This is a genomic window from Mesorhizobium sp., from assembly GCF_965229135.1.
In the GTDB taxonomy this organism is placed as follows: Bacteria; Pseudomonadota; Alphaproteobacteria; order Rhizobiales; family Rhizobiaceae; genus Mesorhizobium.
In genome coordinates this window covers 3,171,174-3,197,357 of the sequence record NZ_OZ245860.1, presented here as the reverse complement: position 1 = coordinate 3,197,357, position 26,184 = coordinate 3,171,174, and the positions used below count along the sequence as shown (strand labels likewise).

22 protein-coding genes and 1 riboswitch are annotated in these 26,184 nt (G+C 62.7%); of the genes, 3 read left to right on the top strand and 19 right to left on the bottom strand.

Translation table 11 applies throughout. From position 1 onward, the window contains the following. Positions 1-15: 15 nt before the first annotated feature. The 3 genes from ACO07C_RS15105 to ACO07C_RS15095 all read right to left on the bottom strand — a co-directional run bounded on the left by ACO07C_RS15105 (position 16) and on the right by ACO07C_RS15095 (position 3,035). Entirely contained in the window at positions 16-447 is a 432-nt protein-coding gene (locus tag ACO07C_RS15105; RefSeq protein ID WP_421914959.1) for a PqqD family protein, read from the bottom strand. Positions 448-608: 161 nt separating this feature from the next. Then, complete coding sequence (locus ACO07C_RS15100) at positions 609-1,709, bottom strand: 2Fe-2S iron-sulfur cluster-binding protein (protein ID WP_421917536.1); 1,101 nt, start codon at positions 1,707-1,709, stop codon at positions 609-611. 78 nt (positions 1,710-1,787) lie between these two features. Next, entirely contained in the window at positions 1,788-3,035 is a 1,248-nt protein-coding gene (locus ACO07C_RS15095; RefSeq protein WP_421914958.1) for an aromatic ring-hydroxylating oxygenase subunit alpha, read from the bottom strand. A 195-nt stretch (positions 3,036-3,230) separates the two neighbouring features. Further along, positions 3,231-3,432, bottom strand: a riboswitch (cobalamin riboswitch). A gap of 515 nt (positions 3,433-3,947) precedes the next feature. Here ACO07C_RS15095 and ACO07C_RS15090 point away from each other — a divergent pair. Further along, positions 3,948-4,157: a DUF680 domain-containing protein gene (locus ACO07C_RS15090; protein ID WP_421914957.1), complete on the top strand. Its 210-nt coding sequence runs from the start codon at positions 3,948-3,950 to the stop codon at positions 4,155-4,157. A 67-nt stretch (positions 4,158-4,224) separates the two neighbouring features. Continuing rightward, positions 4,225-4,461 carry a DUF680 domain-containing protein gene (locus tag ACO07C_RS15085; protein ID WP_421914956.1) on the top strand — a complete coding sequence of 79 codons (237 nt, stop codon included), beginning with the start codon at positions 4,225-4,227 and terminating at the stop codon, positions 4,459-4,461. A gap of 85 nt (positions 4,462-4,546) precedes the next feature. Here ACO07C_RS15085 and ACO07C_RS15080 read toward each other — a convergent pair whose 3' ends face one another. The 5 genes from ACO07C_RS15080 to ACO07C_RS15060 all read right to left on the bottom strand — a co-directional run bounded on the left by ACO07C_RS15080 (position 4,547) and on the right by ACO07C_RS15060 (position 11,111). Then, positions 4,547-5,659, bottom strand: coding sequence for an ABC transporter ATP-binding protein (locus ACO07C_RS15080; protein ID WP_421914955.1), 1,113 nt, complete (start codon positions 5,657-5,659; stop codon positions 4,547-4,549). Positions 5,660-5,689: 30 nt separating this feature from the next. Next, positions 5,690-7,354 (bottom strand): alpha-glucosidase family protein, encoded by a 1,665-nt coding sequence (locus ACO07C_RS15075; RefSeq protein ID WP_421914954.1) that lies wholly within the window; start codon positions 7,352-7,354, stop codon positions 5,690-5,692. Positions 7,355-7,358: 4 nt separating this feature from the next. Next, positions 7,359-8,513 carry a carbohydrate ABC transporter permease gene (locus tag ACO07C_RS15070; protein WP_421914953.1) on the bottom strand — a complete coding sequence of 385 codons (1,155 nt, stop codon included), beginning with the start codon at positions 8,511-8,513 and terminating at the stop codon, positions 7,359-7,361. A gap of 1 nt (position 8,514) precedes the next feature. Beyond that, positions 8,515-9,528 carry a carbohydrate ABC transporter permease gene (locus ACO07C_RS15065; protein ID WP_421914952.1) on the bottom strand — a complete coding sequence of 338 codons (1,014 nt, stop codon included), beginning with the start codon at positions 9,526-9,528 and terminating at the stop codon, positions 8,515-8,517. Positions 9,529-9,755: 227 nt separating this feature from the next. Next, positions 9,756-11,111, bottom strand: a complete 1,356-nt coding sequence (locus ACO07C_RS15060; protein WP_421914951.1) for an ABC transporter substrate-binding protein — start codon at positions 11,109-11,111, stop codon at positions 9,756-9,758. A 363-nt stretch (positions 11,112-11,474) separates the two neighbouring features. Here ACO07C_RS15060 and ACO07C_RS15055 point away from each other — a divergent pair, with 363 nt between their 5' ends. Continuing rightward, entirely contained in the window at positions 11,475-12,497 is a 1,023-nt protein-coding gene (locus ACO07C_RS15055; protein ID WP_421914950.1) for a substrate-binding domain-containing protein, read from the top strand. 27 nt (positions 12,498-12,524) lie between these two features. Here ACO07C_RS15055 and ACO07C_RS15050 read toward each other — a convergent pair whose 3' ends face one another. The 11 genes from ACO07C_RS15050 to ACO07C_RS15000 all read right to left on the bottom strand — a co-directional run bounded on the left by ACO07C_RS15050 (position 12,525) and on the right by ACO07C_RS15000 (position 26,136). Then, the gene (locus ACO07C_RS15050) at positions 12,525-13,994 is read right to left on the bottom strand and encodes a S8 family serine peptidase (protein WP_421914949.1); all 1,470 of its coding nucleotides are present in this window, start codon (positions 13,992-13,994) and stop codon (positions 12,525-12,527) included. Then, a complete protein-coding gene (locus ACO07C_RS15045; RefSeq protein ID WP_421914948.1) occupies positions 13,984-14,652 on the bottom strand; it encodes an anti-sigma factor in 669 nt (222 codons plus the stop codon). The genes ACO07C_RS15050 and ACO07C_RS15045 overlap by 11 nt, the downstream gene beginning before the upstream one ends. Further along, complete coding sequence (locus ACO07C_RS15040) at positions 14,649-15,215, bottom strand: sigma-70 family RNA polymerase sigma factor (protein ID WP_421914947.1); 567 nt, start codon at positions 15,213-15,215, stop codon at positions 14,649-14,651. The genes ACO07C_RS15045 and ACO07C_RS15040 overlap by 4 nt, the downstream gene beginning before the upstream one ends. A gap of 336 nt (positions 15,216-15,551) precedes the next feature. Continuing rightward, positions 15,552-16,391 carry an alkaline phosphatase family protein gene (locus tag ACO07C_RS15035; RefSeq protein ID WP_421914946.1) on the bottom strand — a complete coding sequence of 280 codons (840 nt, stop codon included), beginning with the start codon at positions 16,389-16,391 and terminating at the stop codon, positions 15,552-15,554. Between the two features lie 123 nt (positions 16,392-16,514). Next, positions 16,515-18,101: an ABC transporter substrate-binding protein gene (locus ACO07C_RS15030; RefSeq protein WP_421914945.1), complete on the bottom strand. Its 1,587-nt coding sequence runs from the start codon at positions 18,099-18,101 to the stop codon at positions 16,515-16,517. Between the two features lie 139 nt (positions 18,102-18,240). Then, positions 18,241-19,911: an ABC transporter ATP-binding protein gene (locus ACO07C_RS15025; RefSeq protein WP_421914944.1), complete on the bottom strand. Its 1,671-nt coding sequence runs from the start codon at positions 19,909-19,911 to the stop codon at positions 18,241-18,243. Continuing rightward, positions 19,911-20,735, bottom strand: coding sequence for an ABC transporter permease (locus tag ACO07C_RS15020; RefSeq protein WP_421914943.1), 825 nt, complete (start codon positions 20,733-20,735; stop codon positions 19,911-19,913). The genes ACO07C_RS15025 and ACO07C_RS15020 overlap by 1 nt, the downstream gene beginning before the upstream one ends. 9 nt (positions 20,736-20,744) lie before the next feature. Further along, positions 20,745-21,704 carry an ABC transporter permease gene (locus ACO07C_RS15015; protein ID WP_421914942.1) on the bottom strand — a complete coding sequence of 320 codons (960 nt, stop codon included), beginning with the start codon at positions 21,702-21,704 and terminating at the stop codon, positions 20,745-20,747. Between the two features lie 16 nt (positions 21,705-21,720). Beyond that, the gene (locus tag ACO07C_RS15010; protein WP_421914941.1) at positions 21,721-23,307 is read right to left on the bottom strand and encodes an ABC transporter substrate-binding protein; all 1,587 of its coding nucleotides are present in this window, start codon (positions 23,305-23,307) and stop codon (positions 21,721-21,723) included. A 154-nt stretch (positions 23,308-23,461) separates the two neighbouring features. Beyond that, positions 23,462-25,447, bottom strand: coding sequence for a CocE/NonD family hydrolase (locus ACO07C_RS15005; RefSeq protein WP_421914940.1), 1,986 nt, complete (start codon positions 25,445-25,447; stop codon positions 23,462-23,464). Between the two features lie 95 nt (positions 25,448-25,542). Beyond that, positions 25,543-26,136 (bottom strand): nucleoside deaminase, encoded by a 594-nt coding sequence (locus ACO07C_RS15000; RefSeq protein WP_421914939.1) that lies wholly within the window; start codon positions 26,134-26,136, stop codon positions 25,543-25,545. Between the last annotated feature and the right edge of the window lie 48 nt (positions 26,137-26,184).

Here is a 26,184-nt window from a genome sequence, read left to right as displayed (position 1 = left end):
CACGGAGCATGGTGCTCACGACTTCTGCTTGACGGCTGGCCAGCCCAGAGGCTCGTCGACCTCGTGGATCGGGTCTACCACAATGAGATCGGCAAGATCGTCATGCACCTCGACCTTGATGGGTTCGCCGGTTTGGGCGAGAGCGGCGAGAAGCTCGCCGGAGAGGGGCTGCGCCGGCGTGTCGGGCAGGGGTACAATCAACTTGAATTCGAGCAGCTGTGAAAGGAAGCCTTCGAGTTCGGCCACGCCTATCGTTGTGCCGCCGGCCGATTGCCCAACGATGGCTTGGGCTGCAACACCTGACGACAGTGCCTGCCATATCCTGCTGCCTGAATCGGAGAAACCGAAATACTTGCCTGTCGAGAGATCGAGGACGACGGCCTCGCCGTCGAAAGTCTCAAAGACGACATCCTTGCTCGCAACCGCGTAAACGTCGGATTGACGCATTGACACTGAACCCGCTCCGCAGTCTCCGCCTGTCGCTGCCGACAGATGCGATTGCTCTACCCCCTCGACAAGGCCTGTAAACAGTCGGTTCCGCCTTGGCAAGCCGGGGATATCGGCGCGCCGCTGACCATTTTTGGGGATCAGTTCGGTTCTGGCCGGGATCACGCCTCTATTTCAAGTGCCGATAGCGGCTTGGAGCAACAGGCCAATATGAAGCCATCATCGATCTCGTGGTCGAGGATGCCGCCATTATGGCTCATTTCGACGTCGCCCGTGACCTTCTTCACCTTGCAGGTTCCGCACAGGCCGAATTCGCAGGCGGCGGGAATCCTGACCCCGGAGGCGCGAGCGGTCTGCAATACGGTCTGGCCGGCAACACACTCGGCATCGACGTCCGAAAGGGCGAATCGGACCGGTAGCGTGACTTCGACGGGAGACCGGGCCCCACCCTCGTCGGGCGATTCGAAGGGAGCTGGTATTTCCTCGACCGCGGGTGCGGCAAAGCTCTCCTGGTGGTAGTGGTCCATGTCGAAGCCAGAGGCGTCCAGCATACCGCGCACGGCGCGCATGAACGGGTCAGGACCGCAGCAGAAGATCTCACGCTCGCGAAAGTCTGGTGCCAGCAGAGGCAGGCGTATCGCATCGATCCGGCCCATATGCCCGTACCAGCCCTCGCGGCTCGACCGTTCCTCGATCATGAAGCCGAGCGACAGGCCCGGCATATGGCCGCCAAGCAATTCGAGCTCCTTGCGAAAGATGATCTCTTCCGGGCGCCGCGCGCAGTTGACGAAGCCGACATCTGTCCATGGCGCGCAGTCGTTCAGCCAGCGCAGCATCGACATCATCGGCGTCACGCCGGATCCGGCCGAAATGAACAGGTACTTCGCGGCCGGATGGCTGTGCAGCGAGAAATCGCCCGTCGGTCCATAGGCCTTGACATGCGTGCCAGGCTTCAGATGGTCGAACATCCAGCGCGTGCCGATGCTGCCCGCCTGCGCCTTCACCGTCACCGCGATCGAGAATGGCCGGGATGGCGAGGACGACAGCGTGTAGGTGCGCATCAGCGGGCCGTCGACGGTCGGCAATTCCAGCGTCACGAACTGCCCTGGCTTGTAGCGGAACCAGGTCTGGTTGTCGGAGCGGAAAGTGAAGGTCTTCACGTCCGGCGCCTCGTCGCTGACGCCGATCACTTCCAGCACCTGGAGCCTGTCGTTCCAGGGTGTCATCTGGTCGAGATGACGATAGAGGCCAAGGTCAGTCATCGCGTTCATCCCTCAAGTCCTTCTTGCACTGCTCATGTCGTGATCACGGAACCGCTGAGCACTTTTGGGCCACATCAGCTAGGCGACACTGCGCAGCGCCGGACGGCCGCCTTCCGCGAGGCGTGGGCCGATAAAGCGCGCATACCAGTCGACGAACTGGATCACGCCCCCCTCATGCAACTCGGAGTAAGGGCCTGGTTCATAGGCCGGCGACAGGATGCCGAACGCGTTCTCCTCGACGATGCGGCGGTCCTGATCGTTGGTCTCCGTCCACACATGGGTGAGCTCGTCGAGATTGTAATCGACGCCCTCGACCGCATCCTTGTGTACCAGCCACTTCGTCGTCACCGCCGTTTCCGTGGCGCTGATCGGCAGCACGCGGAAGGTAACGGCGTGATCAATGAGGATATGGTTCCAGGTCGTCGGATAGTGGTAGTGCATCAATGTGCCGATGCGGTCGGCCGCGACGCTGTCGGAGAGGTTCTTCTTCACCGCCCGCTTGCCGTTCATCGTGTAGCTGACGGCATCCCGCAGCAGCGGCGCGCGGGTGGCGCGGTACTGCCCTGCCGGATCGATGCGGAACTTGCTCGGCAGGCCCGCCGCTTCGCATTTCGTCCAGTGCGCCAGCATTTCCGGATCGCTGTCGGCGCCCTGCACGCCGGTTACGGTCGGTGCTTCCGGGAAGGTCTTGCACAGTTCCGGATGGTTGCCGGCGCAGTGGTAGCATTCGCGGTTGTTTTCCCAGACCAGCTTCCAGTTGCCCTTCTCGATGATCGTGCTTTCGAAGGCGACCTTCGCTTCGCTCAACCGGTGCGGCAGGAGATAGGGCTCGATCATCGCCCGCATCGGCGCGAAATCGGCGGGTTCCCCGGCCAGGCAGATGAAGATGTAGCCACCGACGCTTTCGCAGGCGACCGGCTTCAGCCCGTACTGGCTCTTGTCGAAACCGTCCGCCATCTGCCGCGCGAAAAGCAATCGGCCATCGAGCTCGTAAGTCCATTGGTGGTAGGGGCAGACAAGCTTTGCCGCCGTGCCTTTCTCGGTGTTGCACACGCGGCTGCCGCGATGGCGGCAGGAATTATGGAAGGCGTTGATCTTGCCCTTCTGGTCGCGGACCAGCACAACCGGATAGTCGCCGATCTGCACGGTGATATAGCTGCCGGGCTTCGGCAGTTCGCAATCGTGACCTATGAACAGCCAGTCGCGATACCAGATCAGCTCCATGTCGAGCTTGAAATAATCCGGGTCGGTATAAAAGGGCTGCTCGAGCGAGAAGCCGTCCCTGCGATTTTGCAGCAGCCTCAGCATGTCGTTGCGCGCGTCCATGTCCTGTCCTCATACTTCGCATCGGCCCGAAATCGGAAAACGCGACGCAATCCAAATCCCGGAGCGTACTTGCGCGACCAACAGGGCGCATGTCGCTCAAAGACTGAACCGGGGGGGAGGAGAGGAGTGACAGGACGCCGGCCGGCAATGCGCCGGTCAACCACCATCCACCTCTTGACCGCCCACCGCGATCAGTCGAGTTCTATATCTCGGGCTGGTTTCCGGGCTCTGGAGTGTCCAACTGGACGGTCGCGACACCTTCCCAGGCCTTGGCCCAGTGGTCTCCCGTTGCGACTTGAACTCCACCACCGTTGCGGGGGCAGCGCCGGGTTTCGACCGGCTTCCCAATTCTCCGCTTCGTTCGTCTCGAAGCGGCACCTGAGATGACATGATCTAATCACGACAGCGTTTGCGACATCGGCATGAAAGCGACATCGCATCCATGTGGCGCGACACGCATCCAAACATTCTCGACCCGCAATCGCAAAGGGATCGCGATGGACAAGTGGTACCCGGATGCGGCCATAGCGGCGGATCAGGCGCTTCGGACCGAGGTTCAACATGGTTAAAAAGCGCTAACAGTATCGAAAAGTGACTATTAGCACTTTCTAAAATCGAACCGAACGGTTCGTTTCTGTTGACACTGCGTGCAAGACGGTGTGAACGCCGGCTCACGAATCCAGTTGGCGACGGGTTCGACGGAACAACCTAAATAGCTGATAATAATGCATAAAATTGGCGGAGTAGAGACGCCTGGTACAATTTCAAGGTGTGGATTCATGGTCCACGCGGAACAACTTCGTGATTGGAAACGGACGGGTGGCTCACCCACATCGGGGCTGTCCGAACGACGCGAATTCCTTCCAAGACACGCCGCTAGACGGACGGAAAAAATATACTGGAGTACCAAAAATGAAAAAGATCATCCTTACTGCCGCCGCCCTTCTGGCGATTTCCGGCAGCGCTTTTGCCGGTAGTGATAACTACGGCTCGAACGGCGCCAACCAGCAGGCAAACACTGTCGACAGCTCGTACACCGCTTCTATCAAGAAGTCGGAACCGGGCGCCAAGCAGCAGCCTGCCACTCAGGGCGCCAACCGCGACCTCTTCGGCAACAACTAAAACTGCCGATCGCGGAGATGGAGCCATGCGCCCCTCCGCTGAACTTTGAAATTCAGGAGTACGAAAAATGAAGAAGATCATTCTCGCCGCCGCCCTTGTCGCGATTTCCGGCAGCGCATTCGCCGCTAGCGACAACTTCCGCGCCAACGGCCCCAACCAGCCGGCGAACGTCAATGTCGACAATGCGCCGACGGCGTCGATCGCAAACAGCAGCTCACCGGTCTACAAGTTGCTGAATTCGGCAAATGACGGGCAGAAGTCGGCCCCTCAGGGCGCCAACCGGGACCTCTTCGGCAACCACTAACAGCCGAAGCTGACAACCAAGAAAGAGCGGCGGGCCCAGCCCGCCGCTCTTTTTCGTGGAAGGTTCCGGCATGCGGTTGCCTGTTTCAGGCCGCCTTCGCTTCCGCCTGGTGAAGGGCGAATGAACGCCCGTCGGGGTCGAAGATATGAAGGTCTTCGGCATTGGCGGTAAGCCGCAGTACAGTACCGCGCTTGACCTCGACATTGCCCGGCAGCTTGGTCACCAGCGGCAGGTCCGGGCGGCCGATATCCACATAGACCAGCTGCACCTCGCCGAGCTGCTCGACATAGTCGACCTTGCCCTCGAAAAGATAATCCGTGCCGGTGGCGATCATGAGATCCTCCGGTCGCACGCCGAAGCCAACCGATGCGCCTTTGGCGGATGCAGGCGTCGTGATCGGCACGGTCGCCTTGCGCCCGCCGACATGGCTGACGACGGTGGGGTTTCCTGTCTGGTCGATCGTGGCCGGCAGGATGTTCATAGCCGGCGAGCCGATGAACTGGGCGACAAACAGATTGCCGGGTCTCTTGTAAAGATCCATTGGCGTGCCGACCTGTTCGATGTGGCCGTCCTTCAGCACCACGATACGATCGGCCAAGGTCATTGCCTCGACCTGGTCGTGGGTGACGTAGATCATCGTCGTGTTCGGCATCGATTCCTTGAGCTTGGCGATCTCGATGCGCGTGGCGACGCGCAATGCCGCGTCGAGGTTGGACAGCGGCTCATCGAACAGGAACACCTTGGGATTGCGCACGATGGCGCGGCCGATGGCGACGCGCTGGCGCTGGCCGCCCGACATCGCCTTGGGCAGGCGGTCGAGATATTTGGTCAGTTGCAGGATCTCGGCTGCCTGGCGCACGCGCCGGTCGATCTCAGCCTTGTTCTCTTTACCGATCTTCATCGAGAACGCCATGTTGTCGTAGACGGTCATGTGCGGATAGAGCGCGTAGGACTGGAACACCATGGCAATGCCCCGCTTCGAGGGCGGCACGTCGTTGACCACTTCGCCGGCTATCTTGAGCTCACCGGAGGTGATTTCCTCAAGCCCTGCGATCGACCGCAGCAAGGTCGACTTGCCGCATCCCGAAGGGCCGACAAAGACGATGAACTCTCCCGACTTTATGTCGAGGTCGATGCCGTGGAGAATATTGAGATTGCCGTATGATTTCTTCACTTGCCTTAGCGTGACATCGGCCATGATTTCCTCCCAGTGAATTCTTCTCGCAAGTCAGTCGATACGCCCGAACCAGGCGCCGTAAGCCCCGAGGCGGATGGAACCGGTCCCCGACTGCCCCGAAAATCCGTGTCCCGGCAAGGGCTGCAGCGAACCGCCGCCAAGATCGACCTCGGCCGGCTTGGCCCCAAGATTGAAAACGCAGGCGATCCGCTCGTTGCCTTCGCGGCGCGTGAACGCAACTGTGTCGCCCTCGCTATCGATGAAATCGATATCGCCCTTGGCGAGCGCCGGGTGCGCGCGGCGGAAGGCAAGGAAGCGCCGGTAATGCTCAAGCAGCGAGCCGTCGTCGCCCTGCTGCACATTGACCGCCTGCGACAGGTGCTTGCCGGGTACGGGCAGCCAGGGCTTTGCCGTCGAGAAGCCGCCGTTTCTGGCTGCGGCGTCCCACACCATCGGTGTGCGGCAACCGTCACGCCCCTTGAATTCCGGCCAGAAGCGGATGCCGTAGGGGTCCTGCAGGTCTTCGAACCGGAGATCGGCCTCGCCGAGCCCCAGTTCCTCGCCCTGATAGATGCAGACCGAGCCGCGCAGGGACATCAGCAGCGCCGATATCACCTTGAGATAGGCGGTCGGATCGGCTTCGCAAGCCGCCCAGCGCGTCGCCGGCCGCATGACGTCATGGTTGGAAAAGGCCCAGCACGACCAGCCGTCGCTGGCAACCTTGCCGAAGGCTTCCAGAACCGAGCGCACCTTGGTGGCGCTGATCTTCTCCGGCGCCAGGAAGTCGAACGAATAGCACATATGCACGCGCTTGCCGCCGGCGGTGTACGCGGCGACCACCTCCAGCCCGCGTTGCGAATCGCCCACCTCGCCGACAGCGGCGGTTGCCGGGTATTCATCAAGAAGGGCGCGGAACCGCTCGAGGAAGCCGAGATTCTCCGGGCGGCTCTTGTCGTAGAGATGGTCCTGATAGTTGTAGGGATTGACCGCCGGCGCGGTCTGGTCGTTGCGCTCTTCCGGCGGCAGCGGCGGGTTGTTTTCAAGGCCCTGGCTATGGAAGTAGAAATTGATGGTGTCGAGGCGGAAGCCGTCGACGCCGCGCTCCAGCCAGAAGCGCGTGACGTCGAGCAACGCGTCCTGGACCTCGCGGTTGTGGAAATTGAGGTCGGGCTGCTCGGCCAGGAAATTGTGCAGGTAATATTGCTGGCGGCTGGTATCCCACTGCCAGGCCGAGCCGCCGAAGATCGACAGCCAGTTGTTGGGCGGCGTGCCGTCCGGCCTTGCATCCGCCCAGACATACCAGTCGGCCTTCGGGTTGTCGCGGCTGGCGCGGCTTTCCTTGAACCACGGGTGGTTGTCGGCGGTGTGTGAAAGCACCTCGTCGATCATCACCTTCAACCCCAGCCGGTGCGCTTCCGCGGTCAGCGCATCGAAGTCGGCCAGCGTGCCGAACATCGGATCGACGTCGCAATAGTCGGTCACGTCGTAGCCGAAATCCTTCATCGGCGACTTGAAGAAAGGCGAGATCCATATCGCGTCCGCGCCCAGCGCCGCGATGTAGGGCAGCCGGGTGATGATGCCCTTCAGGTCGCCGATGCCGTCGCCGTTCGAGTCCTGGTAGCTGCGCGGATAGATCTGGTAGATCACCGCGCCACGCCACCAGTCTCGATCGACCGCGGCGTCGGGCTTCACGGTAACCTTCAAAGCGGATTGCATTGTCTCAACCTCCTTTCACGGAGCCGGCAAGCAGCCCGCGAACAAAATAGCGCTGCAGCGAGAAGAACACGATCAGCGGCACGATGATGGTGATGAACGCCGATGTCGTCAGGATTTCCCAATTGCCGCCGCGCGAACCGAGCAGCGCATTGAGCTTGGCGGTCAGAACGATCTGATCGCCCTCGGTACCGAGGAAAACCATTGCGACCAGCAGATCGTTCCATACCCAAAGGAATTGGAAGATCGCGAAGGAGGCCAGCACGGGGAACGACAGCGGCAGGACGATCTTGACGAAGATCTCGAAATCGCTGGCGCCGTCGATGCGCGCCGATTCCATGATTTCGCGCGGCAGGCCGGCAATGTAGCTGCGCAGCAGGTAGATGGCGAAGGGCAGGCCGAAGCCCGTATGCGCCAGCCAAATGCCGAGATAGGTTTTCGAGGGAACCCCGAAGAAAGTACCGACGCCGTTGTAGAGCTTCAGCAGCGGGATCAACGACATCTGCAGGGGCACGACCAGCAGGCCGATGATAACCGCGATCAGCAGGGCCCGGCCGGGAAAACGCATCCAGGCCAGCGCATAGGCGGCGAAGGCGGCGATCAGGATCGGGATGACGGTCGCCGGAATGGTCACGGTCAGCGAATTCATGAAGGAGCGGCCGATGCCTTCCGAAAAGAGTACCGTCTTGTAATTGTCGGTGGTGAATTTCGGCGGCGCCGACGAGGCGTAATAGACGCGCTGGCCACGGTCGCCTTCGAAGGCCTTGGGCGATTGCATGACGAAACTGCCGTCGGAATTGAGCTGCAAGGTTACGCCATCGCCAACGTCGGCGGTGCTGCCGGCGGGATATTGCGTCGGTGCGGCTGACTTGGTGCCGAAGGCGCTGATGTTGCGCCTGGCGCCGTCGCCGAAGATGTTGCCTTGCAGGACGAACTTGCCGTCCTTCTGGACTTGCGTCGAGGCGGCGGGCAGGCGGCCTGCTTCGGTCTGGCTGGAACTGGAAAACGAGTTCCACCAGCCGGAGGCGATGATCTGGTCCTTGTCGCGCAGCGACGAGACAAGGATGCCGAGTGTCGGGATGGTCCAGATCACCACGAAGACCAGCACGGCAAGGTGGACGCCGATGCGGCTGGCAAAGGAGTTTCCGGTTGCGACGGCCATTTCAGTGCCCTCCCGTCTCTTTGTTCGCCTGGCGGATGTTCCAGATCATGATCGGAATGACCGCGATCATGATGATGATGGCGATGGTCGCGCCACGGCCGAAATCGCCGCCGCCGCGGAACATCCAGTCGAACATCAGATTGGCCAGGACCTGGCTGTTCCATTGCCCATTGGTCATGGTCAGCACGATGTCGAACACCTTGAGCACCAGGATGGTGATGGTGGTCCAGACGACGGCGATGGTCCCCCATATCTGCGGCACCATGATCTTCCAGAAAATCTGGAACGGATTGGCGCCGTCGATGACAGCCGCCTCCAGCGTTTCCTCGGGAATGCCGCGCAGGGCGGACGACAGGATGACCATGGCAAAGCCGGTCTGGATCCAGATCAGGATGATCATCAGGAAGAAATTGTTCCAGAACGGCAGCGATATCCAGACCTGCGGCTGGCCCCCGAAATGCTGGATGATGGCGTTGAGGATGCCGATCTGCACCTGGCCCTCGCCGCGATACTCATAGATGAATTTCCAGATCACGCTGGCGCCGACGAAGGAAATCGCCAGCGGCAGGAAGATGAGGCTCTTGGCGATCGTGCCCCACCAGATCTTGTCGGTGAGCACCGCGATGATCAGGCCGAGGAAGGTGCAGGCCGCGGGCACCACGGCCAGCCAAAGCACATTGTTGAGGATCGAGTTGCGGAAGTCGCGGTCGCCGAACGCCCATTGATAGTTGGCGAGACCGACGAAATTGACGCCGCCGCGATCGAGGAAGGACAATCGCAGCGTCTCGATCACCGGATAGATGAGATAGATGGTCAGGATGATCATCGCCGGGCCGACGAACAACCACGGCCGCACCAGTCCCTGTCGGCGCAGATTGTCGATCGCGGCGGCACCCTCGACGCCCCGCGACGGGAATATGAGGTCGACCAGTCTGTTAGCGCCCCAGAAATAGGCGACGCAGCCGCCGACGCCGATGATGATGACGAATATGGCTGAGAAAATCTGACCCGCCATGGTATCCCTCCCCATGCGCGTGATCAGCCAGGAACAACGACCTTGGCGATGGGATCAGGCGCAGATTCAGTTTTTCGAGAGCGCTGTGGAGGCAATCGGGTTCCCCTTCTTGCGGACAGCGCTTCATGCCGGAAATGGTCTATGCGCTCATCAGGATTGCGAGCGGTGATGCTCGTCGGATCCGGGCCGACGGGTCCGGATCCAGGGCAAAGGGCCGGATGGCCCGCTTACTTGATTGCGTCCCAGGCTTTCTGGATGTCGGCCGCGACATCCTGGGCGGACTTGCCACCGACCAGGTCGACCATGCCGGTCCAGAAGGCGCCTGCGCCGATCTTGCCCGGCATCAGGTCCGAGCCGTCGAAGCGGAAGGTCGTCGCATTCGCCAGGATCTCACCCTGCCGCTTGAGCGCGTCGCTGGCATAGGCATCCTTGTTGACCGCCTTGAAGGGCGTCACGAAGCTGCCCTGGGCCATCCAGAGTTCATGCGCCAACGGCATCTTGAGGAATTCTATGAAGGCGCGCGCCGCCTTTGAATCCTTGGTGATCATGACCAGGGTGCCGGCGCCTTCCACCGGCGTGCCGAGTTCAGGCTTGGAGGCATAGGGCGGGTACAGGAAGAAATCGGCGTCCTGGCCAAGCTTGGTGCCCTCGGGGAAGAAGCTTGGGATGAACGATGCCTGGTGATGCATGTAGCACTTCGGCGGCACCGTGAAGAGCCCCTTCGGACTGTCGCGGAAATCGGTTGCCGCAACCGCCTTGGCGCCGCCGTCGACCATCTTGTCGTCGGTTGCGATCTTGGCGAAGATGTCGATGGCGTTGACGACTGCGGGATCGGTGAACGGGATCTGGTTCGTCACCCACTTGTCATAGACCTCCGGCGCCTGCGTGCGCAGCATGATGTCTTCGACCCAGTCGGTCGCCGGCCAGCCGGTGGCGCCGCCCGAACCGAGGCCGATGCACCATGGCTTGCCGCCGTCGGCGATGATCTTCTGCTCCAGCGTGGCCAACTCTTCCTGGGACTTCGGCACCGTGTAGCCGGCTTCCTTGAAATTGTCCGGCGAGTACCAGATGAGGCCCTTCACGTCGGCCTTGTAGGGCAACGCATAGAAGTCGGACTTTCCATCCTTGCCCTTGTATGTGCCGAGCGCGGCCCAGGACTGGCCGGCGCCATAGTTCTCGGCGACCCATTTTCCCGTCGCGTCGCCGAGCGGCGTCAGCAAGCCCTTGGAGGCCAGGTCCTGGATCAGGCCGGGCTGTGGCAGGACAGCGATGTTGGGCGGGCTGCCGGCCTGCGTATCGATGACGATCTGCTGCTCGTAATTTTCCGACGAGGAGTATTTGATCTCAACGCCGGTGGCTTCCTGGAAATATTCAAGGACGTTGCGCACCAGCGTCTCGTCCTCGCCGCGCCACGGCCCGAAGATCGACAGGGTTTCGCCCTTGAGGTCGACCTTCTTGAGATCGTCATAGTTCGCCCAGTGAAAGCGGGGATCCTCGCCCGGCTTGAATTTCAGTTCGGCCTGCGCCGGAACGCTCAGGGCGAGCGCTGCCACAGCGACGCCAAGCAGAAGCACTTTCTTCATCGGTATTCCTCCCAGTGGTCATCAACACCGGACGGAACCTCCATTCCGCCCGCCGACGTCGCAGGAATGTGACTCAGTCAGAAAGGAACCGCAACCTTTTTGAAGAGAGTCTTCCAAAGCGCTTTGGCTTCTGCGATCTCGCCATTGAATCATGCGAAAGTCAAGAGGAGGGAGGACTAATCGATTTAATTCTGGTTGGAAAGGCACCAAAAAGTGCGATGCAGCATAGTTTTATGGCGGTGCAGCAGCAAATTTTGTTTCAAACCCGCCCAAAGCACGCCTATGGTTGTAGCAGTGTCCCCACGCGGTCACAGCGTGCGGCCTCTCTCGAATTGAAAGCGCTTTGAGGTTTGGAGGCCTCCAGTGAACCTTAAGCAGCTCTCTCATATGTTGGCGCTTTCACAGACCACGGTCAGCCGTGCGCTGAACGGCTATCCCGAGGTCAATGAGGAAACGCGCCGGCGGGTGATGGACGCCGCCAAGCGTCATGGCTATCGCCCCAATCCAAGCGCGCGGCGGCTGGCCACCGGCAAGACCGGCATGATCGGCTATGTGCTGCCGACGGGCGCTTCGGTCGACATCGACCCGCATTTCGTCGAGTTCCTGTCCGGGCTCGGCGACTATGCCCGCTCGCATGAGCTTGACCTCGTGCTATCGCCCGCCGATGCCGACGACCAGGAGACGACCTACCGGCGCATCGTCGCCAACAAGCAGGTCGATGCCGTCTACATCTCATCGCCGCGGCCCGCCGACCGCCGTGTCGCGCTGGTCAACGCGCTCGGCATTCCCTTTATCGTGCATGGCCGCAGCGAAGGCTTCGATTTCGACTATCCCTTTACCGACATCGACAATGAGGGCGCCTTTCATGAGGCGGCCAGGCTTCTCATCCAGCTCGGCCACCGGCGGCTGGCGCTGATCAACGGCGATGACCGGGAGACCTTCGCCATCCATCGCGAGCGCGGCGTGCGCCGGGCCCTGGCGGCGAGCGGATTGGAATTGGGCGAGCGCCACGTCTGCTCTGTCTCGATGACCGAGGAGAACGGCTATCGCGCCACAAGGCGGCTGCTCGAACAGCCGGACGCGCCGACGGCGATCGCCTGCTCCAGCCTGATCATGGCGCTGGGCGTCGTGCGCGCGGTGCGCGACCTCGGCCTCACCATTCCAGGTGACGTGTCACTGATCGCCCATGACGACGTGTTTCCCTGGCTGAAGCCGGAGAACTTCACGGTGCCGCTGTCGACCACGCGCTCATCGATCCGGCTGGCCGGCGCCCGCATTGCCGAAAGGCTGGCGGCGCGGATTTCCGGGCTGGAAGAAGGCGCGCGCGGCGAGGTCTGGCCTGTCGATCTGGTGGTGAGGGGATCGGTTGCCGGCGCGCCCGTGTGATACGCCTACCCGGCCAAGGGCCAACACCTATTCCTTCACGGCCTCGGCCGCTTTAGTGTCGAGCAGGCCGTAGCCGAAATCATTGTCGCGGCCATGCCCGCCGAGATCCCTGGCGGTCGTCGCCAGTGCCTTCTGCACCCAGTCGGCGGTGCGGTCGGGCGCGGTGTGAAGGAGGTTGGCGATGGCGCCGGTCACGATGGCCGCGGCAAACGAGGTGCCGGTGACCACATCCGAGCCCGCGCCGCTCGGCGCCACCATCTCGACGCCGGGCGCGGAGATGAACACATAGGGGCCGCGATTTGCCTGCGGCATCAGCTGGTCCTTGGCATCGGTGGCGGTCACCGCGATGACGCTGTCGAAAGCAGCCGGATAGCCATAGGGCGCCTTCGGCCCGTTGTTGCCGGCTGCCGCGACCAGCACGATGCCCAGCGCCCGGGCGTTCTGGCACGCGGTGCCAAGCAAGTCGTTCTTCGGACCGACGAAGCTCATATTGATGATGCGGACATTCTGGCCCGCCGCCCAGTCCATAGCCGCCAGGATGACGTCCATGGTCGACTTGCCGCCTTCGAAGGCGCGGGCGTGGTAGATCCTGGCGCCCGGCGCCATGCCTTCGAGCGCACCCACGCCGGCGATCAGTCCGTCGACGGACGTGCCATGGTCGCGCGCCTTGATCGGCACATCGGGCATGGCGTCGAACTGCCCGGCAATGACGCCGGACAGTGCCGGATTGGTGTCGTCGATGCCGGTGTCGATGACAGCAATACGCACATTCTCGCCGCTCGCCTGCTTTGGATCGAGCACGATGTGGTCGAAGGCATAGTTGACGATGGTGGCCGCCTGCTGCAGCGAATAGATGTGGTTGGGCTCGCGCCGCTGGGCGCGGCCATCGGCGGCAAGCTGCGCCAGCACGACACCGACCGGACGACCGTCGGGAATGCCGAAGCGCACCAGCGTCGCACCAAGCAACCTCGACTGGCGCTGCGAACGCACCTGGAGACCGAACGTGGTGGCAATCTGCTGCACGGCGGCCGCGTCGCCGGCGACCGTCACCAACACCTCGTCAGGCACGAACGCGCCGGAGACGGCGCGCGACGGCTCGGTCAGGACGGCATCCGTAAGCGGGCCGACAGGCCCGCTCGGCGCAGCGGCCTGCGCGGCAACGGGCTGAGGCGATGGTGCCGCGCCGTTTGCCGGCTCGCTGGGTGGTGTTGCAGCCGCCGGATTCGGGAACAGGTCGACGATCAGGCTCGGAAGAAACACAGCGCCGGGGCGCACCGCGCCGGCGCCAGGCGTGGTACCTGCGTTGTCTTTTCCGCCGGAGCCGCCCTTTGTGTCACCGCCACCCTTGTTGCAGTCGGCGCCCGCCGCGTTCGTGCGGCCGAGACAGTCGATCTGCGTCTGGGTCAGGTTCGGATCGTTGGTTTGCGCGAAGACCGGGCCGGCGGCGATCGACATCGCCGCTGCCACCGAAAATCGAATGACCGCCTTAGCCGCCACTGGCCGGTTTCCTTCCCTTCATCACAGCTTCCGCGAAAGGCTGGGCAGCAATAAGGCCGAGCGCTTTTTCATAGTCGGCCGCTGTCGTGGCCGGGATGCCCAGGCGGAAGACGCCGTCCGCGGTCGGCCCATCCAGGATCTTCAAGCCATTCTGGCCCAGAAAGGCAGTGATGTCGGACATCCTTGCATCCGGCTTGAACCTGGCCAGCGCGAACGGCATTTTCGCCAGGTCGGTTTCCGTGCCGGCGACCTCGAAATCGCCGCCTTTGACACCGGGATGCACAAGCGATTGCACCATGATGACAGCAAGCAGCACCGCGGCGGCGGCCCAGGCGACGCCGACGGGAACCGACATGAAGCGGTTCCAGGCCTGCGCCAGCCAGGACAGGTTTGCCGGCGCGCGCACCGGACCGGCCTCGGCGTCAAGCGCCCGGGCGAAGCGGCTGAGCGCGTCGGCCGGCGGCCGGATCGCTTCATTGGCGGCGGCTGTGCCGGAAAATTCGGCCTCGGCCTCGCCAAGTGCCGCCATCGCGGCGGGGTCGCTGGCCAGCCATTCCTCGACAGCCTCCAGATCCGAGCCTTCCAGCGAGCCGTTCAGATAGAACGGCAGCAGCGTTTCCATCTCGTCGCGGCGCGACATCTTTTCAGCGGCGCTCATGGCCACCCCCTGTCGTAACCGGCGGCCTTCAAGGCTTCGCCGAGTTTCTTGCGGGCGTAGAACATCCTGGTCTTGACCGTGGCAACGGGTATGTGGAGCACCTCGCCGATCTCGCTCACCGATTGCCCGTGATAGTAGGCGAGGTCGATCACCGCACGGTGTTCCTCCGGCAGGGCGTCGACGAAGCGCCGCAAGGCGGCCGCCTTGTCTTCCTTCATGGTGACGACTTCCGGCGTATCCGCGCTGTCGGGCACGGCGGCGGCGGCTTCGTCGTCGATCCAGTCTTCCTTCCGTTTGCGCAGCAGCGACAGCGCCTTGAAACGGGCGATGCCGAGCAGCCATGTCGAGACCTCGGATCGACCCTCGAAACCCGGCGCCTGCCGCCACAGTTCCAGGAACACCTCGTTCGCGATATCGTCAGCCATCATTTCCGATCCCGTCTGGCGCGCCACGAAGCGGTAGACCCGCGCGTGGTGACGCATGAACAGGAGCCGCACGGCGGCCCGGTCGCCCTTCGCGACCCGGTCGACAAGCTCGCGATCGGTTTCCGTCGCGGCGGTCATCGCCGGTCGAGCCGCCTGGCTCCTGCCTGCTCTGTCGCTGATCGGCCCAAAAAGGTTCATCCTCCGCCAAGGAATTCGCGGAGGCTAACCGAAGTATGGGGATGTTGCCAGAGGGTGAGGAGCGTCCCGCCGGAGGCGGGTCAATCGACAACGATTTGTCGATTGAAGTGACGAACGCCCGAAGCCATGGCGCAGGGCCGGGCAGCGCCGCGTTTCTTCCAGAACCGTCATCGGCGCCGCGCGCTGATCCTCGTTCACCCGGCCCTTCGCAAGCTCAGGGCGTTCGAAGCTCGAAAAGCCAAGCAATTGGCTTTCGTCCGCCACGCGGACCGCTTCTCACCCCAAAAACGGCCTCGCCTTCATCGTCGAAGGTATCGCCACTCCGAGCCGGCTCAGCACGGTCGGCGCAAGCTGCAACTGGTCGAGCAGCGCATCCCCCTCCGGTCCCTTGCCGGAGCCGAAATAATACAGCGCGAAATCCTGCATCTCGTCGTCATGGCCGCCATGATGGCCGCGATCGGTCTGGCCGTGGTCGGCGGTCACCATCACTTCATAGCCGGCTTCGATCCAGCCCGGCAGGAAGGCGGCGAGCATGCCGTCCATGGCGTAAACGGCATGGTCCATCTCGTGGCAATCATGGCCGAAACGGTGGCCCATCGAGTCCAGCGTGCAGGTGTGCAGGATGCCGTAGTCGATGCGGTGGCGCCTGGTCAGCATGGTCAACGTCGCGAACAGGTCGACGTCGCTCGGCGTCATCTGGTTGCGGGCGTTGTAGCCGGTCATGGTGTGGAACCGGCCATGCGTGATCGGCCCGCTTGGTTCGTCATATTCCATGTCCTCGACCAGGTCGAACGGGTAGGACCGGAAGAACTCCGACCAGTAGGAATGGGTGACCGCGCCCGTCTTGCCGCCGGCCTTGCTGACTTCCGAGAAGATGTCCGGCTGGCTGACGCGAAAGCGGTTCTCGTTGGAAAGGATGCCGTGCACCTGCGGCGAGACTCCGGTGTGGATAGACGCATAGCAGCAGGCCGAGGTTGACGGCAGCACGGATCGCATCTTCCAGACGCGTGCCTCGCCCGATTGCACCCAGCCTTCGAGATTGCCCATCAGCCGCCGCCAGTTCCTGTAGGGGACGCCGTCGAGGATGATGAGCAGGAGTTTTGATTTGAGCGCCATGGGCTGCTCCATGCGGTTTGTTGAATCAGAACGTCGGCACTCGTCGAGGGCCGACGTCACGGGAGGGCCAAGCAGGGCAATGACCGGTGCCGCGTGGCGGAACCGGTCAAGACGCATGTCGTATCAGGCGTTGAGCCAGCACTCCGAAAGCGCGTAGCCGTCCATCATTTCGCCGATCGGGCTCTTGGAGAAGCCGCCGATCTTGTTGGTCGCTGCCGCATCGATGAACTGGTTGAAGAAGGGCACGATCAGCCCGCCCTCGTCGCGCATCATCACCGCCATGTCGTGATAGATCGCCTTGCGCTTCTCCTGGTCGAGTTCGCCTCGGGCCGCAAACAGCATCTTGTCGAACGCCGGCGACTTGAAGCGCGTGTCGTTCCAATCGGCGCTCGAAACGTAGCCTGTCGAATACATCTGGTCCTGCGTCGCGCGCCCACCCCAGTAGGACAGAGAGAAGGGCTGCTTGTTCCAGACTTCCGACCAGTAGCCGTCGCCCGGCTCGCGCTTGATCTCGATCTTGATGCCGGCCTTGGCCGCGCTCTGCTGATAGAGCTGTGCGGCATCGACGGCGCCGGGGAAGGCGACGTCCGAGGTGCGCAGAACGATCGACCCGCTATGGCCAGACTTCTTGTAGTGGGCGGCGGCCTTGTCCGGATCGAACTTGCGCTGTTCGATGGCCGTGAACAGCGGGTAGGCTTCGTTGATCGGGAAGTCGTTGCCGACCGAGCCGTAGCCGCGAAGGATCTTCTCCAGCAATTCGTCGCGGTCCATGGCCAGCTTCAACGCCATGCGCAGGTCATTGCTGTCGAAGGGCGCCGTATCGCAGAACATGTTGAACGGGTAATAGCCCTTGCCCGAGGCGTTCTCGATGCTGACGCCGGGAATGCGCTTGACCAGATCCACGACCTTCGGCTCGACGCGGTTGATCATGTGAACCTGGCCGCCCTGCAAGGCTGCGAGGCGTGCCGTTGCGTCGTTGATGACCACGATCTCCACCTGGTCGGCATGGCCGGCCTTGTCGCCAAGCCAGTAATTGGCGAAGCGCTCGCCGCCATGGCGCACGCCCGGCTGGTTGACGGTGACCTTGTAGGGGCCGGCGCTGATGCCGGCATTGGGGTTGTCCTTGCCGCCATTGGGCTGGATGACCAGGTGGTAGTCGGCCATCAGATAGGGGAAGTCGGCGTCCGCGTCGCCCAGGGTGATGATGACTTCCTTGCCGCTCGCCTTGACGCCCTTGATGTTCTTGAGGATGCCCAGCGCGCCCGATTTCGACTTCTCGTCTGCGTGGCGTTCGATGGTGGCGGCCACGTCTTCCGCGCCGACCGTCTTGCCATTGTGGAATTCGATGCCGTCACGCACCTTGATGGTCCAGGTCTTGGCGTCCTTGGATGCGCCGATGTCCTCGGCGATCAGGTTGACCAGCTTGTTGTCCGGCGTGAGGCGGACGAGATACTCGCCCCAAAGCTTGTCGAAGCTGAAAGTGACCTGGCTGAGGTTCAGCGCCGGATCGAGGCTGTTGGTCGATTCACCGCCCTGCAGGCCCGCCTTGAGCAGGCCGCCCTTGACCGGCGTCTGCGCGAAGGCCCTTCCGGCCAGTGTCGTCGCCAATGCGGCCGACACGCCGAGAGCGGCGGTGCGGCCGAGAAAGTCGCGGCGTGAAATCCGGCCCTTGCCGGCAAGCTCAGCGAGATAATCGAGTTCGGTCTTCATATCCAAGTCCCCCTTTTACGAACCTAAAAATGCACGGGCGGCGCCCGTTGTCGTCAATCCTGTTTGTCCTGCATTGCAACCGGATGACGGTCGCAGCACTTTGTTACATCCCGGCAGTGAATGGATGATTTCGGTCGGCCTAATTCCCTGCGCTGGCCATGCGGCGTCCCTTGATTGCCTTCTCCAGCCAACCGATCTCCATCTCCGGAACCGAAGACAGCAGCAGGTCGGTATAGGCGTCGAAGGGCGGCGTCAGCACCTTGCTCTTGGAGCCGTAGCGAACCACTTCGCCGCGATACATCACCGCGATCGAATCGGCGATCGACTTCACCGTGGCGAGGTCGTGGGTGATGAACAGGTAGGCGACATTTTCCTCCTGCTGCAGGTCGAGCAGTAGCTTCAATATGCCATGCGCCACCAGCGGATCGAGCGCCGACGTCACCTCGTCGCAGATGATCAGCTTCGGCTTGGCGGCGAGTGAGCGGGCAATGCAGACACGCTGCTTCTGCCCGCCGGAAAGCTCCGCCGGGTAACGATCGATGAAACCCTTGCCCATCTCGATCTTGTCGAGCAGTTCGGCGACGCGGGCATCTCTCTGCCTGCCGCGCATGCCGAAATAGAACTCCAGCGGCCGGCCGATGATGGTGCCGACCGTCTGGCGCGGATTCATCGCCACATCCGCCATCTGGTAGATCATCTGCAACTGGCGCAGATCCTCCTTGGGGCGGTCCGCCAGCCGGTTGGCAAGCGGCCGTCCGTCGAAAGTGACGGTGCCCTGCTCGGGCGGCAACAGTCCGGTGATGGCGCGTGCCAGCGTTGACTTGCCCGAGCCGGATTCGCCCACCACGGCCAGCGTCTGTCCGGGATAGATGTCGACCGAAACGTCCTTCAGCACCTTGATGTGGCTGCGGCCATAGGCTGCCGTGATGTTCTTCACCGACAGGAACGGCGTTGTCCCGGGCCGTTGCTCGGAATGCTCGATCTCATGAACGGAGACCAGGGCATTGGTATATTCCTGGCGCGGTTCCTTGATGATCTGCCTTGTGCCGCCCCATTCGACCAGGCGGCCATGGCGCAGCACCATGATCTCGTCGGCAACCTGGGCGACAACGGCGAGATCGTGGGTGATGTAAAGCGCCGCCACATGCGTATCGCGGATGGCGTCCTTGATCGCCGCCAGCACGTCGATCTGCGTGGTCACGTCGAGGGCGGTGGTCGGTTCGTCGAAGACGATCAGGTCGGGCTCCGAACACAGCGCCATCGCCGTCATCACGCGCTGCAACTGGCCGCCCGAGACCTGGTGCGGAAAGCGCTCGCCGATGGTTTCGGGGTTCGGTAGGCTGAGCTTCTTGAACAGCGCGACCGCGCGTTTCTCGGCTTCGGCCCGTGTCGCCCTGCCATGCAGCAGCGTGGCTTCGACCACCTGGTCCATCAGCCGATGCGCCGGGTTGAAGGCGGCGGCGGCCGATTGCGCGACATAACAGACCTCGTGGCCGCGCAGCTTGCGGAAGCCTTCCTTGCCGCCCTTCAAGATATCGCGGCCGTTCAGGATGACCTCGCCGCCGGTGATGCGCACGCCACCACGGCCGTAGCCCATCGAGGACAGGCCGATCGTCGACTTGCCGGCGCCGGATTCGCCGATCAGGCCGAGCACCTTGCCCTTCTGCAGCGTCAGCGAGACGTCATGGACGAGCACGATGTTCTTCGGCGACTCGCCGGGCGGAAATACGGTCGCCTCGATGCGCAGGTTGCGGATGTCGAGGAGCACGTCGGACTTCGGTTGCCCGGGCTTCGATTGCTTGTCAGCCATCACCCGCGTCCCCCCTTCAGGCTTGTCGTGCGGTTAAGCACCCAGTCGGCGACGAGATTCACCGAAATCGCCAGCAGCGCGATTGCCGCGGCCGGGATCAGCGCCGCGGCGATGCCGAAGACGATGCCATCCTTGTTCTCCTTGACCATGCCGCCCCAGTCCGCGTCCGGCGGCTGGACGCCGAGCCCGAGGAAGGACAGTGTCGACAGGAACAGCACCGCGTAGATGAAGCGCAGGCCGAGCTCCGAGACCAGCGGCGACAGCGCATTGGGAAGAATCTCGCGGAAGATGATCCAGCCGCTGCCTTCGCCGCGCAGCTTGGCCGCCTCGACATAGTCCATGACGTTGATGTCGACGGCGACCGCCCGCGACAGGCGATAGACGCGCGTTGAATCCAGGATACCCATGACCAGGATCAGCGTCACCAGGTTTGTCGGCAGGACGGAGAGCACGACAAGGCCCATGATCAGCGTCGGGATCGACATCAGCAGGTCGACGAGGCGCGACAGGATCGTGTCGAACCAGCCGCCGAACACCGCCGCGGAGAAGCCAAGGATGGCGCCGAGCGAGAAGGACAGCGCGGTGGCCAGCACCGCGATGAACAGGGTGATGCGGGCGCCGTAGATCATGCGTGACAGGAGATCGCGGCCCAGATTGTCGGTGCCCAGCAGATGGGCGGCCGACATCGGCTCCCAGACGTCGCCGACGATCTCGCCATTGCCATGCGGCGCGATCCATGGCGCAAACACCGCCGCGATGACGAACAGCGCCGTCAGCACGATGCCGACGAGCGCGGGAATGGGGATGCGTTTGATATCGAGCATACCCGCCCCCTATTTCGGATGTCTGAGGCGCGGATTGGCGATGATCGCCGCTATGTCCGCGATGATGTTGAGCGAAATGTAGACGGCGGCGAAGATCAGGCCGACGGCCTGCACCACCGGCACGTCGCGCTTGGTGACGTGGTCGACGAGATACTGTCCCATGCCCGGATAGACGAAGATCACCTCGACGACGACGACGCCGACGATCAGATAGGCAAGGTTGAGCATGACGACGTTGATGATCGGCGCGATGGCGTTGGGGAAGGCGTGCTTGCGGATGACGGCGAAGGCCGAAAGCCCCTTGAGTTCCGCCGTTTCGACATAGGCCGACTGCATGACGTTGAGGATGGCGGCGCGCGTCATGCGCATCATGTGGGCGAGCACGACCAAGGTCAGCGCCGTTGCCGGCAATGCGATCGCCTGCATGCGCTCGCCGAACGGCATGCCGTCATAGACGGTCGAGATGCCAGGGAAGATCTGCCATTTCACCGCGAAGAAATAGACGAGCACATAGCCGATGAAGAATTCGGGGAAGGAGGTCGAGGCAAGCGCCAGGCCCGAGATCAGCTTGTCGACCCACCCATTGCGATAGCGCACGGCGATCAGGCCGAGGATGATCGCCAGCGGCACGGCCACGATGGCCGCCCAGAAGGCCAGGAACAGCGTGTTCCACAAGCGTCCCTTGATCGAGGTGGCGATATCCTGGCCGCTCGACATGGCCGTTCCGAGATCGCCGGTGAGCACGCCGCCCAGCCAGTGGAAATAGCGGATGTAGGCCGGTTCGTTGAGTCCGAGCTGCTCGCGCAGATTGGCGAGCGACTCCGGCGTCGCCGATTGTCCGAGGATGGCTTGCGCGACGTCGCCGGGCAGGATCTGTGTTCCGGCGAAGATCAGGACCGATATGGCCAGCAAAAGGAGGATGCCCAGCGCGATGCGCTGGGCAATGAGTTTCAGGATGGGTGACGACATATTTGCAAAGCCGGACTCAGGCCTGCAGCCAGCACTTCGCCAAAGCGTAGCCGTTCATCAGTTCCTGATGCGGATCGTCGACCCAGCCGTCGACCTTGGAGCCGGTAGCGTCGATGAACTGGTTGAACATCGGCAGGATGAGACCACCATCGTCGCGCACCATGACGGCCATGTCATGGTACATCTGCTTGCGCTTGGCTTCGTCGAGCTCGGCGCGCGCCGCCAGCACCATCTTGTCGAAATCGGGACGGATGAAACGCGTGTCGTTCCAGTCGGCCGTCGACAGATAGGCGGTCGAGTACATCTGGTCCTGGGTCGAGCGGCCGCCCCAGTAGGAGGCGCAGAAGGGCTGCTTGTTCCAGACTTCGTTCCAGTAGCCGTCACCGGGCTCGCGCTTGAGCTCGATCTTGATGCCGGCCTTGGCCGCGCTCTGCTGGAAGAGCTGGGAGGCGTCGACGGCGCCCGGGAAAGCGACGTCCGAGGTCCTGAGCAGCACGGTGCCGTCGTGACCCGACTTCTTGTAGTGGAACTTGGCCTTGTCCGGATCGTACTTGCGCTGCTCGATTTCGGTGAACAGCGGATAGGACGCGTTGATCGGGAAGTCGTTGCCGAGCGAGCCGTAGCCGCGCAGCACCTTGGTCAGCATCTCCTCGCGGTCGATCGCCAGCTTCAGTGCCATTCGCAGATCGTTGTTGTCGAACGGCGCCGTGTTGCAATGCATGATGAACACGTAGTGGCCGGGACCGGCGTGATTGCGGATGGTCACGCCCGGCACGCGCTTGATCAGGTCGACGATCTTCGGCTCGACGCGGTTGATCATGTTGACCTGACCGCCCTGCAGGGCCGCCGTACGCGCCGTGGCGTCGTTGATGACGATGACTTCGATCTGGTCGGCATGGCCCATCTTGTCGCCCTGCCAGTAGTTGGCGAAGCGCTCGCCGCCATGGCGCACGCCGGGCTCGTTGGTCTTGACCACATAGGGACCGGCCGAGATGCCGGCATCGGGCTTGTCCTTGCCGCCATTCGGCTGGACGATCAGGTGATAGTCGCTGAGAAGGTAGGGCAGGTCGGCATTGGCCTCCTTCAGCGTCAGCACCACTTCCTTGCCGCTGGCCTTGATGGTCTCGATGCCCTTCATGTAGCCGAGCGCGCCGGATTTCGACTTCTCGTCCGAATGGCGCTCCAGCGTCGCGGCCACGTCATCGGCCGTCACGGTCTTGCCGTTGTGGAATTCGACGCCGTCGCGGATCTTCAGTGTCCAGACCTTGGCGTCCTTGGACGAGCCGATCTCCTCGGCGATGCGGTTCTCCAGCTTGCCGTCCGGCGACAGCTCGACGATCATTTCGCCCCAGCACTTGCCGAAGGCGAAGGGCACCTGCGTCATCATCAGCGCCGGGTCGAGGCTGTTGGTGGATTCACCGCCGACCAGGCCGGCCTTAAGCGTGCCGCCCTTGACCGGGCCGGCCGCGCGCGCCGCACTTGAAAGCAGCGAGTTGGCGAAGGGGGCGGCGATGCCGAGAGCTGCCGCCCGGCCGAGAAAGTCACGACGGCTCAGCTTGCCCATTGCAACGCGCCGGCTAAGGAATTCCAGTTCGTTTGACATTTTGAGTTCCTCACTCTGTTGGTTCGACTCTGCGGTCGATTTTCTTGTTTCTTATGAGGGGAATAATGACCGCAAGGGAAAGCGGCAGGCAAGACCGAATGCGACATGCCGTGGCGTAAATCGCACGTCGCATTTGGACCAATGTTCTGATTGGTCAGACAAGAGCTCGCGGGATTCTCTCTTCGAAATTACGCGCGAAAACCAGTCTTTCGCCCTCGTAGGCCTCGATTCTGGCGCTGACGATAAAGTTTTGCGCGTCGGATCGCATTTCCGCATGGGTTTCCGTGCGCACCGACCATCCATTTCGCGACAGTGTCTGTGTCCAGTGCGTCTTTCCCAATGCTGACAGAGGATCGTCAGGATGGATCGACCACGTCTCGCGGGCGATGCTGCCATTGGCGAGGTCGTGTTCGAGATCGCGGACTTCGCCGAAGTCGTCGGCGATGGAAAGTGTTACGATTCCGGTCTTTTCGTCGCGCTCGACATGGCGCTCGGAATTGGCGGCGCGGATCGTTTCGGTCGCCCAGGGCGTCGCCGCCTCGGGCGCGGGGAATGTGACCTCGTGGCCTTCTGCCAGCGCGCGCAACGGCAACGTCAGGGTTGCGCCAGACAGTTCAAGCTGGACCGGTTCGGGCGACGGCCAGATCATCGGCCAGTAGGCGTTGGAAACGGCGACGCGCAGATGATGGCCGGCCGGCACACGATAGGCGCATTGGTCGAGCACCACGCGCGCCGACACGGTGTGGCCCGGCACAAGCGCTTCAGGGAATTCATGCGAGTTGCGATGCGTGAGGTTGAGCACGCCATAGGAGATCAGTTCCGAGGCGCCGTCGGGATGCACGTCGCACAGCCGGACCGCGATGTTGGCCTGTGGGCGGTCGGATGACACCTGGATCAGGAGCTCCGGCGCGCCGACAATGTCGATCGCCTGGGCAAGCTCAGGCTGGTCGAAACACACCGACAGCGCATCGTCGGGCCGCTGGTCGCCCGGCAGCTCAGGACCAAAGGTGAATGGAAAATACTCGCCGCCGGCCAGGCCGCAGCTTTGCGGCGAGGCGACGATGGCGGGTTTGCCGCTCTTGGGCATCAGCTCGATCGCTTCCGCCCTGATGTTCGGCGAAGGCCATTGCTGTTCGGCCACCCAACGACCCGGCCGTTCCGGGTGCCAGCGCGCGGGGCGCACACTGTCCATCACGTAGGCACGGTAGGCGGGGTCCGCTTCCACGCCGGTCTCCGTGCCCTTCAGCCAGCGGTCCCACCAGCGCAGGGCCTCCTGCAGGAAGCCGATGGCCGGCTGCGGGCCTGCATAATGCGGGTATTTATGAATCCATGGGCCGACGATGCCCTTCACCGGCGCTTCGATGTTGGTGACGAGATTGGAAATCGTGTTGCGATAGCCGTCATGCCAGCCGCCGATCGACAGCACGGCAGCCTTGACGGCCGAGAAATCCTCACGGATCGAGCCGCGCTTCCAGTAGGCGTCGCGGTGCTGATGCTTCAGCCACAGCGGCGCGAGAAAGGACTGGTTCTCCAGCCGCGTCAGCCACAGGTCGCGCCACCGGTTGTCGCCGGCAATCAGCGGGTCCGGCGGCCGGGATGAATAGGACAGCATGGTCGAGGCCCAGCCGAAATTCTCGATAAGCAGGCAGCCGCCCTTGTAGTGGATGTCGTCGGCGTAGCGGTCGACGGTCGAACACAGGCTGATCACCGCCTTCAGCGCCGGCGGCTGCTTGGCCGCCGTCTGCAGGCAGTTGAAGCCGCCCCAGGAAATGCCCATCATGCCGACATTGCCGTTGCACCAGGGTTGCGACGCCGCCCAGGCGATGACGTCACAGGCATCCTGCAATTCCTGCTCGGAATACTCGTCGTCCATCAGCCCTTCGGAATCGCCGTTGCCGCGCATGTCGACGCGGATCGAGGCATAGCCGTGGCCGGCGAAATAGGGATGGGTCAGCTGATCGCGGAAGATCGTGCCGTCACGTTTGCGATAGGGCAGATGCTCAAGGATCACGGGTACCGGGTCGTCGCTGGCATCCTCGGGCATCCACACCCGCGCCGACAGCCGGCAGCCATCGGGCATGACGATGCCCATGTCAGGAAACTCGACGACCTTGCGGGGAAATTGGGTGACGGTTTTCATGGTGGGCATAACGCCCCGCGGCGCGCCAACTTTCAATCGCCATTCGCGACTGGCGCAGCGAAATATGCGACCTGCGCCGGTACCGCTTCACGCCATCAGTTCAGCGGAATGTCGTTTTCGTCCTTGCTCGCCTGATAGGCTTCGGACAGCTCGTCATAGAGTTCGGAAATCCTGCCGATCCGTGCTTCCAGCCGCTTGCGCTCGGCCTCGGGAAGCGCCCGCGCCAGCTTTCGTATGGAGAAACTCTTCCAGTAGGCATTCTCCGCATTGTAGCCGCCGGGGTCGAGGGTGAAGACCTCCTTCAAGATCTTCAGGTCGTGCGGAATGGCGAAGCTGTCGCGCGAATCCTCGTGGCTGAACAGGTAATAGAAATTGTCGAAGCCGGTCCAGGTGATCGCCGACAGGCACAGCGAACAGGGTTCGTGCGTGGCGAGGAATATGGCGTCCCTGGTGTCGACGCGCTCTGCCCTGGGCATTTCGTAGAAACGCTTCAAGCAGTGCACCTCGCCATGCCAGAGCGGATTCTCCATCTCGTTGTTGGTCTCGGCCAGCACCAGCGAATGGTCGTCCTTGCGCAGGATGGCCGCGCCGAACAGCTTGTTGCCGCGTGCGACGCCGTCGGCCGTCTTCGGCACGATGTCGTGCTCGATGACGTCGAGCAGGCGGTCGATCAGCGAAATGTCGGTCATTGTCGGGTCTCCTGCGGCGTGTCGCTCGAAAGTGCCCCCGGTTTTGGG

Coding starts and splice junctions, on each gene's coding strand:
- ACO07C_RS15105 (WP_421914959.1), bottom strand. CDS start 447: ATGCGTCAATCCGACGTTTACGCGGTTGCGAGCAAGGATGTCGTCTTT.
- ACO07C_RS15100 (WP_421917536.1), bottom strand. CDS start 1,709: ATGACTGACCTTGGCCTCTATCGTCATCTCGACCAGATGACACCCTGG.
- ACO07C_RS15095 (WP_421914958.1), bottom strand. CDS start 3,035: ATGGACGCGCGCAACGACATGCTGAGGCTGCTGCAAAATCGCAGGGAC.
- ACO07C_RS15090 (WP_421914957.1), top strand. CDS start 3,948: ATGAAAAAGATCATCCTTACTGCCGCCGCCCTTCTGGCGATTTCCGGC.
- ACO07C_RS15085 (WP_421914956.1), top strand. CDS start 4,225: ATGAAGAAGATCATTCTCGCCGCCGCCCTTGTCGCGATTTCCGGCAGC.
- ACO07C_RS15080 (WP_421914955.1), bottom strand. CDS start 5,659: ATGGCCGATGTCACGCTAAGGCAAGTGAAGAAATCATACGGCAATCTC.
- ACO07C_RS15075 (WP_421914954.1), bottom strand. CDS start 7,354: ATGCAATCCGCTTTGAAGGTTACCGTGAAGCCCGACGCCGCGGTCGAT.
- ACO07C_RS15070 (WP_421914953.1), bottom strand. CDS start 8,513: ATGGCCGTCGCAACCGGAAACTCCTTTGCCAGCCGCATCGGCGTCCAC.
- ACO07C_RS15065 (WP_421914952.1), bottom strand. CDS start 9,528: ATGGCGGGTCAGATTTTCTCAGCCATATTCGTCATCATCATCGGCGTC.
- ACO07C_RS15060 (WP_421914951.1), bottom strand. CDS start 11,111: ATGAAGAAAGTGCTTCTGCTTGGCGTCGCTGTGGCAGCGCTCGCCCTG.
- ACO07C_RS15045 (WP_421914948.1), bottom strand. CDS start 14,652: ATGAGCGCCGCTGAAAAGATGTCGCGCCGCGACGAGATGGAAACGCTG.
- ACO07C_RS15040 (WP_421914947.1), bottom strand. CDS start 15,215: ATGACCGCCGCGACGGAAACCGATCGCGAGCTTGTCGACCGGGTCGCG.
- ACO07C_RS15035 (WP_421914946.1), bottom strand. CDS start 16,391: ATGGCGCTCAAATCAAAACTCCTGCTCATCATCCTCGACGGCGTCCCC.
- ACO07C_RS15030 (WP_421914945.1), bottom strand. CDS start 18,101: ATGAAGACCGAACTCGATTATCTCGCTGAGCTTGCCGGCAAGGGCCGG.
- ACO07C_RS15025 (WP_421914944.1), bottom strand. CDS start 19,911: ATGGCTGACAAGCAATCGAAGCCCGGGCAACCGAAGTCCGACGTGCTC.
- ACO07C_RS15020 (WP_421914943.1), bottom strand. CDS start 20,735: ATGCTCGATATCAAACGCATCCCCATTCCCGCGCTCGTCGGCATCGTG.
- ACO07C_RS15015 (WP_421914942.1), bottom strand. CDS start 21,704: ATGTCGTCACCCATCCTGAAACTCATTGCCCAGCGCATCGCGCTGGGC.
- ACO07C_RS15010 (WP_421914941.1), bottom strand. CDS start 23,307: ATGTCAAACGAACTGGAATTCCTTAGCCGGCGCGTTGCAATGGGCAAG.
- ACO07C_RS15005 (WP_421914940.1), bottom strand. CDS start 25,447: ATGAAAACCGTCACCCAATTTCCCCGCAAGGTCGTCGAGTTTCCTGAC.
- ACO07C_RS15000 (WP_421914939.1), bottom strand. CDS start 26,136: ATGACCGACATTTCGCTGATCGACCGCCTGCTCGACGTCATCGAGCAC.